Origin of the sequence: Pseudoalteromonas sp. BZK2 (assembly GCF_014349195.1) — a bacterium.
Lineage (GTDB): Bacteria > Pseudomonadota > Gammaproteobacteria > Enterobacterales > Alteromonadaceae > Pseudoalteromonas > Pseudoalteromonas simplex.
The window spans coordinates 72,966-88,412 of record NZ_JACSOG010000004.1 but is presented as its reverse complement, the minus strand read 5'-3'; the positions used below and the strand labels follow the sequence as shown (position 1 = coordinate 88,412).

Here is a 15,447-nt window from a genome sequence, read left to right as displayed (position 1 = left end):
TATCAGTTTTTCAACCTTTTATACGCCCCTATACTCTTCAATTAAACCCGTTACATCTAAACCCAACACCTCACGTTGGTTGATGTATCAGTTTAATAACTTTCATCAAAACTCAGAGTAAGTTAACAAAACTAGTAAATATCTTTCTAATTAGTTGAATTCACTTCCCCCAATAAAACGCCTTAGAAACACCCAGCGCTATTTCATGCAATACCACAAAACCCGCTCCATATAGGGTAGCCCATACGGGGATGATGATAAAATCGAGGGTTGAGGTAGATGATGAAACGGCGACTTCTTGGTAATTTGTAAGCCAAGGATATAAGCCAAAGCAGTAAAGAATAACGATTGGGGCTGCTAAAAGTATTAAACGCAGTTTTCGCTGTTTAATAAATGGGATAAATGAACTGACTAGCATCAGTAATAACGGCACGAACACATAGATCACCGAAGTAAAACCATTCAGCTTCATGCCTAAACCTATGGTTACTATCAGCATGAATAAAGCAGTAAAAATGCGGTAAGCGGCTGTAAAATTCATAGTCATTCCTTGTAAGGCACCTACAACCACCCTTATTTATAAATGGCTATTTTATAATACAATTTGCCTATTACAGCCGATGCTTTCTACAAAGTATTCATCATGGCTTACGAGTATAAACCCGCCTTTAAAGCTCTGTAATGACTGCGCCAAGAGCTGTTTGGACTCAAGATCAAGATGATTATCGGGTTCATCGAGTAACAAGAATGCAGTACTTTCAATATTACTGACGATACACATGGCGAGCTTCATTTTTTCACCGCCACTTAAAAGTGCGGCATGTTTAAAAACAGCGTCTTTTCTAAAGCCAATACTGGCAAGTAGAGTACGTGTGGTGCTTTCATCTAGGTTTTTACAGTAAGTCATCACGTTTTCAAGCAGGGTTAGCTCGTTGTTTATTAATGTAAAATGTTGGTCTAAATAATAGAGTGCTTGATTGCAATGTAACTGCCCTGCTTTTACTGGTATGTCGAAAATAAGCGTTTTAAGTAAGGTTGATTTACCAGTGCCATTTGCGCCCGCTAAATGAATTTTATCATCACTGAACACCTGAAAATTAAGCGGCTTTTTTGTGCCATGTGCTAATACCACATCCTCCAGGCTAAGTACTTTATGGTGCTTAGCTGTATCTGATTGCACTAAATAAAATTGCTGCGCTTTAGTTTGTTCAAGCTTGCTAGAAAGTTGTTGCTTATTACGAGTGAGCTCACCCTCTCGCTTAGCGGTATTTTTACTTTGTGATGATAAATTGGCACTGGCTTTATCTTTTTTAGCATCCATCAGCACTTTAGGCTGGCTGCCTGATTTTCTGAGAGCGGTGCCCTGACCTGCACGTTTTTGTGTTTTTTGCTTTTGTAGTTGCTCTGCTACCTTGAGCTTACTTTGCTGTTTAACAACGTGATTTAATTTGTTTGCAAGTGCAGTAACTTGCTGTTGCTTTTGAGTCTGGTACTCAAAAAAATGCATACCATATTGTGTTAAGCCAAGGGTTGTTAGCTCCCAAACTTCATGGGCATGTTCTAATAATTCTTGATCGTGACTTATTAATAATAATTGGCTTTTAAAGTTGTGTATTTGCTTTATCAGCCAGCTTTTACCTTTTGCATCTAGGTGGTTTGATGGCTCATCCAGTATTAAAATATCGGGCTTTATGCAGGTAAATAGTGCCCAAAGCTTTAATTGACTAAGATGACCGCCACTTAAATATTTGCTTAATGAGTTTGGGGTTTTGTTGTTTATGCTAAGCCTTACAAGTTCTGCATTAAAGCGCTCTAGTAAGTCCCAGTTACCTTCAAGCAAAGTTAAGTTTTGCTCTGTAACTTGCCCTTGGTTTATCGCATCGAGGGCATTAAACACAGGCTCTAGCCCAATAGCCTCAGCAATTGTTTGGTTATCAGCCTGATTTACATCGTTCATTTGCTTATAAAAACCGAGGGTTGAATTACGAACAACCGTACCAGAGCTAGGCTCTTTTTGCTTAGTAAGTATTGACGCTAATATAGATTTACCGCAGCCGTTCCTGCCGACTAAAGCAGTGACTTTAGCAGTGAGTGAAAATGAAAGGTCGTTAAATACAACATCGCCATTGCCATGTTGGTAACATAAATTAAAAGCTTGAAGTTGTGGCATAGTGCCTCCTGTATTACAGGGGCATAAGCGCTTGATCACGCGAAAAGTAATATTATAAAAGTGATAGTGAGCAACGCCTACTAACCCTGTTGGTCCAAAAAGATTAAAATGAAATTGGATAACAGGTTTAGTTGTTCATGTTGGCGGTAACTCCTAAAAAGTGAGGCTAGATAATAACCACCCAGTGCTCAAATAGCAAAGAGTTATGATAGTCTTAAATTATTAGCTGCTTAAAGGAATGTATTTTGAATTTAGTTAAAAGCTCTCTTGCCTCGCAAAACCCAATTCAAGTTAAGATGCAAATTAATGAAAGTAAACGTGTATTTGTTATTGGCGATTTAGATGCAGATTTGACTCAATTTGAACAGGCGCTTTGCTCTGTTAATTTTAATCCAAGCGAAGATATTTTGTTTTCACTGGGTGATGTGATTGACCGGGGGGAGCACAGCATTGCGTTACTTTCTCGTTTTAAAGAGCTTGGTGTACATATGTGCCTTGGTAACCACGAGCATATGTTGCTTGAGTCTTTACTTGCAGGCGATAAAAGTTACTACCGTTTATGGGTTGAGAATGGCGGCCGTTGGCATTTAGATGCAACCGATGAAGAGCTCGCATTTGTCTGTAAGCAGCTACTTAAATGCCCGCTTTCTTACTATGTTGAATACGGCAAAATTAAAGTTGGTTTATCACATACAACACATGCGGATTGGGATTGGCAAAATCCTACTCAAGATAGACAACAAGCGATTGGCACTTTGCTTTGGGATAGGAGCTTAACCAAAGCGAAAAAACCTTTAATAAATCCAAGTATCGACTTTTCAGTGCATGGTCATAACACAACCAAAAAGCCCTATTGGCTTGGCAATAGTTACCACCTTGATACTAATTACCTCAGCGGTAAGCCCACCATTGTTGAGCTTAGCACGCTGATCAAGCAGTTTTCATCAATGTAAACTTGCCAGTCGTTCGACCGTTTTCTCTTCAAGGTATTTTTTGTAAGTTAGCCTAGCGTGCCACAACTGCTCATCTGTTTCTTGAATGTAGATGATTGGGCCAGCAGTTTTGCTTGCCAGGCTAGTTAGTTTACTGTATTCACGCGTATCAATTTTGCCATCGCTAAAGTAGCTTTGTGCGGTATGTAGAAATTCATCGTCTTTATAAATATCACTATGCCAAATAAGCGAACGATACATACTAGCAGTTATTTCGGTTGGCTTATCGTTTGAACGAAAGAGCTTCACTTCGGTATAAATAGAATTACCGGTGAATACAATCCCTATTAACGACAACGTCGTAAGAGTCATCATCCATTTCATGCTCTATTCCTCTCAGTTAGGTACTAATTTAACTATAGGAGAGAAAGATGAATGTATGCTGTTTATTTAATCAATTAGAATTAGCGTAACTATTTGCAGGATACTTAATTATTGTTTTTAGTCCCTAATTTACTGCTTTGGGGTTTGAACATAAATTTGTGTATTAGGCTAAAAGGCCTAATACACAAGCATCAAGTTAATGAAGCGCTGCTGTAAATGGAATATTTTTACAGATTTCGGCTTCTGCAATAAGAATTTCTTCAAGTCGTGTATCAACCTCTTGCTTATCGAAATACTCGTAAGCAAGTTCAACGAATAAGTTTTTATGTTTTTCTTCTGATTTTGCAATCGCGACATAAAACTCTTTTTCTTTGCCTGCAGGTAAAGCTTCTGCAACAAGCGAAAAGCGCTCGTGTCCGCGTGCTTCAATAACGCCTGCTACTAATAAACGGTCCATTAAGAATTCATCACGACCATTTCTAAATACCGCACGAATTTGTTTGATGTAAGGATCTTTTTGGTCATTGCCAAGTGATACATCACGTTCCATTAATAGCTTTAACACTTGTTTAAAGTGGATCATTTCTTCCAGTGCTAAGTCTGTCATGGCTCTAACAAGCTTGCGACGGTCTGGGTAATGAGAAAGCATAGACATAGCCATACCAGAAGCTTTTTTCTCTGCTGCAGCATGATCTTGTAAAAAGGTATCGAAGTCAGCTAAGACACCTTCTGTCCATTCAAATGGCGTGTGGTATTTCAATTCAAACATGATGAGGAACAACTAAACTTATAATTACGGCGATTTTAACGTATTTTATGTGTGATTATAACCAAGAGATTTATCAATTTTACCACTTCGGGTAGATGATACTTTATCTGGGTGTTTTATGTCATTCCACGCTGTGACTTTGCCACCCATATTCAGCTGTTTAAAGCTAATTGGCTGCTGAGTGTTTAAAAACTGCTGAAGTAATTGCGGGCTGTTTGAGTCTGCTACATTAAGCGTTAATAACTGGTTTGTACGCCCTTTAAAGTAGTCTGCCACTTGCTGTTGGTGACGCTGATAACACGCTGTTAAGTATTCATCAGATTCTAACTCTGCCAAGCTATACTGACCAAACACATCAAAATAACAGCGCTTTAAATGGCTATTAAAGCCACCGTCTGGGCGCATTAAATTAGTGTGCATACGAGTTAATAACTGCCTAATCGAAGGCAGCCACTTAGTTAAATCGCGCTCGAGGTTGATAAAGCGGCTATTTGCAAAGCGCTCATCAAGCAAGGCGTATTCACTAAAAACTGGAGTATCAGCAATAACATCTGCACTTGTAATTGCTTGTTGGGTATAGGCTGTGTGGGCGGTTTTATAACCGAGTTGTAAAAAGCTGTTACAGATACTAGTTGTGCCGGTTCGTGGTAAACCGATTATAAAAATTTTAGAGCTCATGGCACCTGATCAAATGCTAACCACAGCGATTTGTCGTTGACTGGGGTTAACCTTGGTAAATCATAATTATGCAATTCTATAACAATTTTGTCGTGTAGGTGGGCGTTTTTTATAAAGTTTCCGTTGTACTTAAAAAATAATTCGTCAAATTCACCGCTTTGCTGCATAACCTTAATCCCCTGAGAAACGGCTTTAGCAATATTAGTATTATGTTTATTAAAAAAGAAATAGATTGGGCTTTTGTATTTGAGCATTAGATGCGGCAGAACGACCAACGGCATTCCTTCTTTAAAATACGCAAGTTCATCTTGGATCTCTAATACTGAACGAGGAAATAAATCCCCCCTTCCTCTATCTAACATTACAAACAATGATTCAAAGTCCATTGCCGTTGCCACTGTTAAACCGTTACTTGTTAGAATTCGTGTATCTGGCCAATCTGTACCCTGAACTAAGTTAATCGATTTTAAATCATCAAGAGATTTTAGCTGTTTCAACCTCGGTAACTTATCTTCTGTAGTAAACATTAATCGCCAACCAAACAAGCCTTTAAATATAGGAACTCGTAGAGGGAGCAAAGTGTCTTCACGCTCTTGGTTTGTCATGCTCCAAGTAACATTGATAGATCCAGTCGTTTCAATTTCTTTTAAAACACGATTTTGGCTTAATAATTCAGGTGCGGGTGATAAGGTAAACTTATAACCACTTCTTTTTAAAGCTGTACGAAGAAGTATTAAAGGATAAAGTACTTCTTCGTCTAAGCTATCCATTGTTTTAGGATAAACAACATGCAAAGTGGTTGGTGGTGTTACGCGATTTTTCTTGGCATTAATTGTTTTTACATTGGCAAATAAACAAGTTGAAAATAAGAACAACAAACATGGAAAAACAATTTTTAGCATATCAGAAAACCTGTGTAACTAATAACATCACAGCGCTAATCAAAATAGTAATGAAAGTAAGCATCATACCTAATACACGTAATTTCATCAGATTATCAGCAAGTGCGTAACTATGACAAAAACGACCAGCAACCAGCATTGCACCTAAAATATAGCAATAATGGCTTGGGAGGCCTTGGTACTCTAATAAAAATAGCAGGATCAACGAAAAAGGCACATATTCAATGAAATTTGCATGAGTTCGTATAGCTGCTTGTAGGCTTTCGTCTCCCCCGTCACCAAGTGAAATGCGTTTTGCTCTACGTAGTTTGATCACGCGAAAGCTAAGTTGAATGTATAAAATGGCCAAGATGGCAGCAAACGTTGAAACAATCACAGTTTTTCCAATTTTTATTTAAAGTTAGACGCTTAGCATAATTTATTGCTAGGCTGTTAAGTAAGTAGTTAGGTTAGCTCAGTATGATATTTAATGTCTAACAGTTCTTAAGGAAGTGCATGTTTACGCCAAGAAAAATCGCCGATAACTACCGCGAAATGATCAGTAGTATCGGATTTTACCCATCAATGCTCTCTGTGGTGTTTTTAGTTTTTGGATTAATAACTACTGCGGTCGAGTACTCGTCATTATCAATGGAATTTAAAAAGCTGATTGGTGTGTTATTGGTCGATAGCGAAGAGAATGCCCGTACCATCCTCAGTACGCTTGCCGGCAGCATTATCTCATTAACGGTTTTTAGTTTTTCTATGGTTATGGTGGTGCTTAATAGTGCCAGTGCCAGTCTTTCGCCGCGTGTGTTGCCGGGCCTTATTACCCGTAAGTCGCACCAATTAGTACTGGGGTTTTATCTGGGTAGTATTATCTACACCATATTAATGCTGATAAACATACGCACCATTGGTGATGGAGATATGGGTATCCCGTCGCTTGGTATCTTCTTTTCATTGGTGTTTGGTTTAATTTCGCTTGGTTTTTTTGTGTTTTTTATTCACTCAATTTCAAAAGCAATTCAAGTCGATAATGTACTAAACGACTTATTTAAAAATACCAAAGGCGAGCTTAAATACATAATTGACATGCAACAACAAAATCCTGTTGAGCATTTTCCTGAGTTTGATGACTGGCATAGTGTTAAAAGTAAAACAGAAGGTTACTTTAAAGGGGCACATAGCGATAAGTTGTGTGCGTTATGCCAACAGCACGGTATTAAAATTTATATTTCGGTTAAACAAGGCTTCTTTACAGTAAAGGGATACCCGTTTTTAAAGTGTGATACTGACTTATCTGACAAACCTGAACTGGTAGAACAATTACTAGACTGTTTTATCTTTTATATCGAAGAATATATTAGTGACCATTACCGCTACGGTATGACACAAATTTCAGAAATCGCTGTTAAAGCTATGAGCCCGGGTATTAACGATCCCGGTACTGCGGTAAAAGCCATAGATATGTTGAGCATATTACTGATATTGCGCTTAGACATTTACGATGTGAATTACTCGCTTAAACGTTGCGAGAACAATCAACCGCACCTGTTTATTCACGAAACCTCATTCGATGAGCTGCTGCATGATAACTTCACACCAATTCGTAACTACGCAAAAAATGACGCTTATGTAATGGTTAACGTGCTTGAGGCATTTAAAAACATATTGTTTAGAGCATCTGATAACAATAAAGCAACTGATAGCCTATTTGTTTATTTAGGGGCAATTATTGAAGATATAGATAAACATATTAGTAATGAATACGACCGTGAGCAAATCATTAATATGCTAAAAGCGATTGCTCGTATTTCAGAGCAACAAGGTGAAAAATTGCTGGCAAGGTTTGCCAGCAATCAATAAGTTAACTTAGTTTTCGATTAAATAAACCGCATAGCTGCTTGCGGTAATCGTAAGCTCACCACCATTGTATGCATCAGGTACATAGTTATCTGGTGCAGCTTCTGCCATAACCATTTTGCTGGCACGCATATAAGGTTGGCTACCTGTATCAAGTGGGCTACTTGAAGCTGTATAAAGACCTTTAAGCTCTACCCCATAGTCATTGGCAAATTCTTTTGCAGCAGCACGGGCATCTTTAATGGCTAGCTTTTGCGCTTGCTTTTGTAGCTCTTCGTACTTGCTTGATACAAATTGCGTTTGATTAATTTCATTAATGCCCGAATTCACTAGTTGCTGAAGCATAATTGGGTATTTTTTTATATCAGTTAAAGTTACAGACAGGCTACGCGTTACTCTATAACCTACAAACTCTTGCTTACCCGTTTCACGGTTATATTCTGTTTGGCGATTAATCGAGATATTAGACGCATAAATGCCCTTTTCTTCTACGCCTTGGTTTTTAGCGAGCTTAATCGCTTTCGCCATGGTTGCATCGGCTTTGTTTTTCGCGGCAATTAAATCTTTATCTACTTCAACAATACCTACCGTTAGTTTAACGTTATCAGGGATCGCTTTAACCGTTGCATTACCTTGTATATAAATATGTGGCGCATCAGGTGTTGCTTGTGCTAACACATTAAAACTAAGTGCTGCTGCCATAGCGGTAAAAACTAACTTACGCATAATACTGTTCCTTAATTTAAAACTCCGTTCATTATCACCTTAAAGGGTTAATTGAATATGAACAAGCCATTTTACAGATATAAAAAAACAGGCATAAAAAGCCTGTTTTTTCATTCACTAAAAGCGTTATAGCTTAGATACTACGGCGCTTGTAGTTGCGATATTCTGGAAGCCAGTAGTTTTTCTCGATTGCTGCCCATAGCGCTTCATCGCTCAGCTCAAGTGCCACACCTTCTTCCATCGCTTTTTTCGCAACCGCAAATGCAATACGTTTACTTAACGCTTGGATTTCAGTCAGTGCAGGTAATAAGCTGCCTTTACCAGTGTTTGCACGTGGTGAAGACTCAGCCAGTGTTTCACTTGATACAATTAGCATTGCATCAGTGATGCGCGTTGCTTTAGCAGCGATAACACCTAAACCAATACCCGGGAAAATATAACTGTTGTTACATTGTGGGATTGGGAATGTTTGGCCGTTATACTCAACCGGATCAAATGGGCTACCAGAAGCAACAATCGCTTGGCCGTTTGTCCATTCAATAACATCAGCAGGAAGTGCTTCAACTTGCTTAGACGGATTACTTAGCGGGAAGATAATCGGTTGTGGGCAAGATGCGTGCATTGCACGAATAACCTGTTCAGTGAATAAACCAGGCTGGCCAGATACACCAATTAGAATGTCTGGTTGCGCACAGTGCATTACATCTAATAGTGATGCGTACTCACCGCTGTAAGTCCACTCACTTAAGCCATCTTTAGATTGGCAAAGTGCTTGTTGGAAATCACGTAAGCCTTCCATACCTTCAGTAAGTAGACCAAAGCGGTCAACCATGAAAATTTGCGAACGCGCTTGCTCATCGCTAATGCCTTCAGCAACCATAGTACTAATGATTTGCTCAGCAATACCACAGCCTGCAGAGCCTGCACCAACAAACACAACTTTTTGCTCAGAAAGTTTCGCGCCTTTAACACGACATGCAGCGAGTAAAGAACCTACAGTAACCGCAGCAGTACCTTGAATGTCATCGTTAAAGCTACAGATTTCATCACGGTAGCGTTTTAGTAATGGCATGGCATTTGGTTGTGCAAAGTCTTCAAACTGAAGTAAAACACTTGGCCAACGACGTTTAACGGCTTTGATAAATAGATCTAAGAATTCGTCATATTCTTCTTGCGAAATACGCTTATGGCGAGCACCCATGTACATAGGGTCGTTAAGTAGTTTTTCGTTATTCGTACCAACATCAAGCATCACTGGTAACGTATATGCAGGGCTAATACCACCACACGCTGTATAAAGTGATAACTTACCAATTGGAATACCCATACCACCAATACCTTGGTCACCTAGACCAAGAATACGCTCGCCGTCAGTCACAACGATAACTTTTACTTTGCCTTTAGTGGCATTACGTAAAATATCATCAATTTGGAAACGATCTTCATAAGAAATAAATAGACCACGGGCACTGCGGTAAATGTCTGAGAACTTTTCACAAGCATCACCTACCGTTGGCGTGTAGATAATAGGCATCATTTCTTCAAGATGATCACGCACTAAACGGTAGTAAAGTGTTTCGTTGTTATCTTGAATAGCACGTAAGTAAATGTGCTTATTTAAATTATCGCTAAAGCTTGAATACTGCTGGTAACAACGCTCAACTTGTTCTTCGATCGTTTCATAACGCGGTGGCAGTAATCCGGCTAAGTTGAAATTTTCCCTTTCTTTTTGTGAAAAAGCACTGCCTTTATTTAATAGTGGCGTTTCAATCAGACCTGGGCCTGAATAAGGAATATAAAGATAATTTGGATCGGTATTTGTAGTCATATTTCCAAGCTTTGATGCGTCATAATTATGACCTGACATTATTACTCTTGAAGGCGAAATTGCAATGACAATTCACCTTGTCAGACCATTGAAGAAAATGAATTTTATGCCTTAAATGGCATTGCAGATAGTATACATGAAAACTCAGCAGCTTTAAGGCTGCTGAGCTTGTTTTTAGTGGCTTTTATCACTTAAAGCGATGCCTTCGCGACGCGGATCGGCTGCGCCATAAAGTTTACCGTTTTTAACTTCAACAGCATGTAAACCAGAGTTTAAATCTAGGATACGAACTGTGTGTCCGCGGTTAACAAAATCAGCTTCAGCGTTGGCAAGCTCAGTGCCCTTTTCGAGGCTTGTGTAATTATTACGATTAGTAATGCGCGGTAAGTTAATGGCTGTTTGCGCATCTAGGTTCCAATCAAGCACACCTACAACCACTTGAGCTACATAATCAATAATACGGCTACCACCCGGCGAACCAACCACTAAACGTAAGCTGCCGTCTTTGTTAAACACCATGACTGGCGACATAGAACTACGCGGACGTTTACCTGCTTCAACACGATTAGCCAATGGCTTACCATCTTTAGTTGGCGATAAAGCAAAGTCAGTTAGTTGATTGTTTAAAATATACCCGTTCACCATTACTGTTGAACCAAACGCCATTTCGATAGAACTTGTCATCGACACAGCGTTACCTTGGCTATCGACAATCGAAACATGGGTCGTTGATGGCAGCTCGTATGCATCATCTTGCGCGTATGCAACTGAGTTTGGCGGTGTGCCTGCTTCTGCGTGTGTATCTTTTTCAGAAATAAGTTTTGCGCGACCAGCAATATAGTTTTTATCGAGTAATCCTTGTGTCGGGATTGCCATAAAGTCAGGGTCACCCATATACACATTACGATCAGCAAACGCTAAACGTGATGCTTGGGTAAAGTAATGCAGCGCCTGTACAGAGTTTGGTTTAAGTTTAGCCATGTCTTTATGTTCAAGTAAGGCTAAAATCTGTAACACAGCTACACCACCGCTACTAGGTGGTGCCATTGAGCACACTTCGTACTGGCGATAATCAACACACACAGGTGCACGCTCTTTGCTTTTGTAATTGGCTAAGTCTTCAACCGTCAATGTACCCGGTGCGACTGCTGAGTTTTGCACTGCATGCACAAGCTCTTTAGCGTTTTCACCTTTGTAAAATGCATCAATGCCCTGTTTCGCTATATCTTTATAAAGCGCGGCAAGTTCAGGATTCTTTTTCACGGTACCTACAGCAAGCGGTTTACCATCAGGGAAGAAGTAGTCACGAATAACAGGTAGCTTAGTGACCCCAGGGTTTAACTCTTTAGCCAATAATTGATGTAAACGTGGCGACACAATAAAGCCTTTATCAGCCAATTCAATGGCAGGGGCAAACAAAGTTTGCCACTCTAACTTGCCATAACGTTTATGGGCAGTGGCAAAGGCATCTAAAATGCCCGGTACACCAACAGAACGGCCACCCACCACGGCTTCAATCCATTTTACGGCTTTACCGTGTTTATCTAAAAACAACGTTTCGTCAGCATTGCTTGGAGCCGTTTCACGGCCATCAAAGCTAGTTAGGCTTTTGGTTTTGTTGTCGAAGTACATCATAAATGTACCCCCACCGATCCCCGACGATTGCGGTTCTACCAGTGTCAGTACTAATTGCGTTGCAATAGCAGCGTCAACCGCTGAGCCGCCTAGCTCAAGCATTTTTTGCCCTGCTTTTACTGCATAAGGGTTTGCTGCTGCGACCATGTACTTATCGCCTTCAACAACCTGCTTATGAGCAAAGCCCGTTGCAGCTTCAGGTTCGCGAGTTTCAACTTTTGCAGGGGCTGCGAAAATAGCCGTTGAATAAATTAATGAGGTGGACAGAGCTAACAGAGCTTTGGTTTTGAATAACATAAATAAACTTAATCCCGTAGTGTATTTGGCATCTTAAAATTAAACGTGCACAATAGGCGACAATCTCAGATACACCAAAAATAACATGATAAACCTGCCCCTGAAACTAGAATATATTCTGCCGCCACTGTGTTTAGTAATACTAAGTTCCTCATTTGCTACGTTTAACTTAAATGAATATCTTGAATTTAACCGTGAGTTAGTTGCAAATGGTGAATTTTGGCGCATTTTCACTAGCCAATTTGTGCATGCAAATTGGCCACATTTAGGCTTAAATTGCGCCGGAATTTTATTAATTTGGGCTCTACACGCTGAGCATACAAGCCCTGCTCGCTATGCGTTTAATATTGCCATTCTTGCATTATGGTGTGGCTTAGGTGTGTGGCTATTTTGCCCAGATATCCAAATTTACACCGGATTAAGTGCCCTGTTGCACGGTGTGATCATTTGGGGTGCAGTTAAAGATGTACAAGCAGGCATGCTATCAGGCTGGTTATTGTTCGCTGGTACTTGGGCTAAAGTGATTTGGGAGCAAATAGCAGGCCCGAGTGAATCGGTGACTCAGTTAATCGCGTCTAATGTTGCCATTGATGCCCACTTTATCGGCGCAATTGGCGGCACACTGTTGGCTTTGCCTGTCTTCATTAAAATAATAAAAAAGCGCGGGTAACTAAAACTTTTAATACAAACAAAAACAGCCACTTAAAGTGGCTGTTTTTAATTTACGCTATTGATTAAAGTGTTTCTTTAAATAACTTATAAATACGGCGATATTCATCTAACCAGCTTGATGGTTGTACAAAACCATGCGGCTCAACTGGGAAGATCGCTGTTTCAAAGTTTTCTTTTTCAAGCTCAATTAAGCGTTGTACTAAGCGAACTGAGTCTTGGAAGAATACATTGTCATCAACCATAGGCGCATTAATTAATAAACGACTCTTAAGCCCTTCAGCAAAGTAAATTGGTGAGCTCTTTTCATAGGCAATTGGGTCAACATCTGGATGGTTTAAGATGTTAGACGTATAAGGACCATTGTAGTGAGCCCAATCAGTTACCGGGCGAAGTGCAGCACCTGCTTTGAATAAATCAGGTTGTGTGAATAGCGCCATAAACGTCATGAAACCACCGTAAGAGCCACCATAAGTGCCTACAGCTTGTGTATCTACGTTTGCGTTGTCTGCCATCCAGCTTACGCCGTCTGCTAAATCTTGGATCTCAGGTGTACCCATTTGACGATAAATGGCTGTACGCCAATCACGGCCGTAACCTTTCGATGCTCGGTAGTCCATGTCCATTACTACATAGCCTTCTGAAGCCAGTAGTGAGTGGAACATAAACTCGCGGAAGTAACCAGACCAACCCATGTGTGAGTTTTGCAGGTAACCAGCACCGTGGTTAAAGATAACCGCTTTACGGTTTTTACCTGTTTCGCCTTCTTTATAATCAGCTGGGTAATATACTTTTGCGTAAATTGGCTGATCAGTGTGGCTTGAAGGCACAGCAACAATCTTAGGTGCGATCAGTTTCTTCGCTAAAAACTCATCAGAAACCGTGTGCGTTAACTGAGTTGCTTGGGTATTTGCTTTTGCATCAGCAACATAAAGCTCAGGCGGCGACATAATTTTTGAGTGAGTTAGCAATAGTTTGCTTTCATCTGGGCTTAACTGGTAATCAGTCATACCATCAAGGTTGGTTACTTGCTCAGATTCACCGTTTGCAGGGTTTACACGATAGATTTCGTAAAGACCTGGGTGCTCAACGTTTGCTTTGTAGTAAATCGCTGAGTTATCAGCTGTTAACGTTAAGTTAGAAACAACAAATTGGCCTTTAGTAAGCTGCGTTGCTTTACCATTAAGTGGCTTTTTGTAAATGTGGCTGTAACCAGACTCTTCAGATAAGAAGTAAAGCGTGTCTGAGTTGTTCAACCAACCAAAATCATTGTATGCATAGTTAACCCACGCATCGTCATGCAGACGGTGTTGTGAAACAAGTTTATTGTTTTGTGTATCAACAGTGGCTAACCAACGGTCTTTGTTGTCCCATGCTTCAAGCATTAGTGCCACTTGTGAACCATCAGTGTTCCATTGGATTGCACTTTGGTCCCAACCCCAATCCATCATTAAGTTGATGGCACGTGGTGCTTTTTCAGACTTATAAGTTTTGCCATCACGGGCGTAGTTTTCTTTCTTAACAGCTGCAAGTACATCTTCATCAAAGCCAGGTAAGGTATCGAATGCAAGCGTTGTTTGCTCGCCTGATTTAAGGTCGATGTAAACTACATCTGAGCTGATTGGTTTTTCATCAGCAACACGGCGGCGTACTTTTTCTGCTTTAACGCGTGCATCATCGGCAATGTAATTAGGCATGATATCGCCTTCATCGCGCCATGAACGGCTTTCTGTGGTTACTGCAACAAGTGCTTGGCCATTTGGTGAAAGCTGTACATCTGCTAAACGCTTACCTTTACCTAAATAAAACTGTGCATTAGCAATGCTGTCGTTTTGCTCGTTGATTTGTGCTTTACGCTCTTCACGATCTTTTTTGTTTTTGTGCGTAAGCGCAATGTAATCAATTAGTTTGTGCTGCTCTTTTGCGATGTAAGTGTCTGGCTCTTGTACACCTTTAGGTGCATCGTCTAGGTGTAAGTTAACTAATTCAACTTGACGACCCGTTGCTAAATCAACTTTATAAAATGCATTACCTTGGCGATATGCAAGGCTACCATCAGTTAAAAACTGTGGTTTTGATTGCTGTGCGCTATCGTGAGTGATTTGTGTAATTTGCCCAGTGCTTAGGTTTTTAACGAAGATATTACCTTCAAATGCATAAGCCTGTTGCTTCTTATCTGCAGAATAAACGGCATTTTTAGCGCCTACAGTGTGTAGTTTGTTTAACGCTAATTGTGATGCAGATTGGCTATTTACCGCTTGAACGTATAAATCGCGTAACTCATTGCCTTGTTGCTTTTGTGCATAAACGATGCTGTCAGAATCACCATTCCAGAAAGCACGCTCAGGCTGACGGCCTAACCAATCAGGGTGAGCCATTGCTTGCTCTAACGTGATTTCAGCTGAACCTGTATCAGCAGGAGTAGCAACAACTGGTGCTACATTGGTAACTTGTTCTTCAGAAGGCGTTGAGGCGGTTGATTGACAACCTGCTAGCATGAAGCTAGATGCGACTGCGAGAGCCACTAACGTTTTATTAGCAGTGGTTTTGAATTTCATAGTGCTTCTTACGGGTTATTATAATTCGCCCTATTTAAGCAGAAGCACTGATGA

Annotated in this window: 14 protein-coding genes; 3 read left to right on the top strand and 11 right to left on the bottom strand. The window is 40.2% G+C overall.

Translation table 11 applies throughout. The features are described from left to right. Positions 1 to 160: 160 nt before the first annotated feature. The gene (locus BIZ38_RS03790) at positions 161 to 541 is read right to left on the bottom strand and encodes a hypothetical protein (RefSeq protein WP_187489594.1); all 381 of its coding nucleotides are present in this window, start codon (positions 539 to 541) and stop codon (positions 161 to 163) included. Positions 542 to 592: 51 nt separating this feature from the next. Continuing rightward, positions 593 to 2,170, bottom strand: a complete 1,578-nt coding sequence (locus tag BIZ38_RS03785; RefSeq protein ID WP_187489593.1) for an ATP-binding cassette domain-containing protein — start codon at positions 2,168 to 2,170, stop codon at positions 593 to 595. 245 nt (positions 2,171 to 2,415) lie between these two features. Between BIZ38_RS03785 and BIZ38_RS03780 the strand changes: the two genes are divergently transcribed. Beyond that, on the top strand, positions 2,416 to 3,123 hold the full coding sequence (locus BIZ38_RS03780) for a metallophosphoesterase (protein WP_262387551.1): 708 nt from the start codon (positions 2,416 to 2,418) through the stop codon (positions 3,121 to 3,123). On the opposite strand, the gene BIZ38_RS03775 is transcribed toward BIZ38_RS03780, so the two are convergent. The 5 genes from BIZ38_RS03775 to BIZ38_RS03755 form a co-directional block, all read right to left on the bottom strand. After that, a complete protein-coding gene (locus BIZ38_RS03775; RefSeq protein WP_187489592.1) occupies positions 3,115 to 3,486 on the bottom strand; it encodes a hypothetical protein in 372 nt (123 codons plus the stop codon). The genes BIZ38_RS03780 and BIZ38_RS03775 overlap by 9 nt on opposite strands. A gap of 196 nt (positions 3,487 to 3,682) precedes the next feature. Further along, positions 3,683 to 4,255: a tRNA-(ms[2]io[6]A)-hydroxylase gene (locus BIZ38_RS03770; RefSeq protein ID WP_054553873.1), complete on the bottom strand. Its 573-nt coding sequence runs from the start codon at positions 4,253 to 4,255 to the stop codon at positions 3,683 to 3,685. 45 nt (positions 4,256 to 4,300) lie between these two features. Then, positions 4,301 to 4,933, bottom strand: coding sequence for a sulfotransferase (locus BIZ38_RS03765; RefSeq protein WP_187489591.1), 633 nt, complete (start codon positions 4,931 to 4,933; stop codon positions 4,301 to 4,303). Continuing rightward, complete coding sequence (locus tag BIZ38_RS03760) at positions 4,930 to 5,835, bottom strand: substrate-binding periplasmic protein (RefSeq protein WP_166340115.1); 906 nt, start codon at positions 5,833 to 5,835, stop codon at positions 4,930 to 4,932. Before BIZ38_RS03760 ends, BIZ38_RS03765 begins: the two co-directional genes overlap by 4 nt. 1 nt (position 5,836) lies before the next feature. Continuing rightward, the gene (locus BIZ38_RS03755; RefSeq protein WP_054553876.1) at positions 5,837 to 6,211 is read right to left on the bottom strand and encodes an MAPEG family protein; all 375 of its coding nucleotides are present in this window, start codon (positions 6,209 to 6,211) and stop codon (positions 5,837 to 5,839) included. Between the two features lie 119 nt (positions 6,212 to 6,330). On the opposite strand from BIZ38_RS03755, the gene BIZ38_RS03750 reads away from it, so the two are divergent. After that, on the top strand, positions 6,331 to 7,683 hold the full coding sequence (locus BIZ38_RS03750) for a DUF2254 domain-containing protein (protein WP_187489590.1): 1,353 nt from the start codon (positions 6,331 to 6,333) through the stop codon (positions 7,681 to 7,683). Positions 7,684 to 7,689: 6 nt separating this feature from the next. On the opposite strand, the gene BIZ38_RS03745 is transcribed toward BIZ38_RS03750, so the two are convergent. The 3 genes from BIZ38_RS03745 to ggt all read right to left on the bottom strand — a co-directional run bounded on the left by BIZ38_RS03745 (position 7,690) and on the right by ggt (position 12,166). Continuing rightward, positions 7,690 to 8,406: an SIMPL domain-containing protein gene (locus BIZ38_RS03745; RefSeq protein ID WP_054553878.1), complete on the bottom strand. Its 717-nt coding sequence runs from the start codon at positions 8,404 to 8,406 to the stop codon at positions 7,690 to 7,692. 133 nt (positions 8,407 to 8,539) lie between these two features. Next, entirely contained in the window at positions 8,540 to 10,234 is a 1,695-nt protein-coding gene (locus BIZ38_RS03740; protein ID WP_166340422.1) for an NAD-dependent malic enzyme, read from the bottom strand. Between the two features lie 174 nt (positions 10,235 to 10,408). Continuing rightward, on the bottom strand, positions 10,409 to 12,166 hold the full coding sequence (gene ggt / locus BIZ38_RS03735; RefSeq protein WP_187489589.1) for a gamma-glutamyltransferase: 1,758 nt from the start codon (positions 12,164 to 12,166) through the stop codon (positions 10,409 to 10,411). A gap of 85 nt (positions 12,167 to 12,251) precedes the next feature. Between ggt and rrtA the strand changes: the two genes are divergently transcribed. Then, positions 12,252 to 12,836, top strand: coding sequence for a rhombosortase (gene rrtA, locus BIZ38_RS03730; RefSeq protein ID WP_187489588.1), 585 nt, complete (start codon positions 12,252 to 12,254; stop codon positions 12,834 to 12,836). A 64-nt stretch (positions 12,837 to 12,900) separates the two neighbouring features. On the opposite strand, the gene BIZ38_RS03725 is transcribed toward rrtA, so the two are convergent. Next, on the bottom strand, positions 12,901 to 15,393 hold the full coding sequence (locus tag BIZ38_RS03725) for a prolyl oligopeptidase family serine peptidase (protein WP_187489587.1): 2,493 nt from the start codon (positions 15,391 to 15,393) through the stop codon (positions 12,901 to 12,903). Positions 15,394 to 15,447 lie beyond the last annotated feature (54 nt).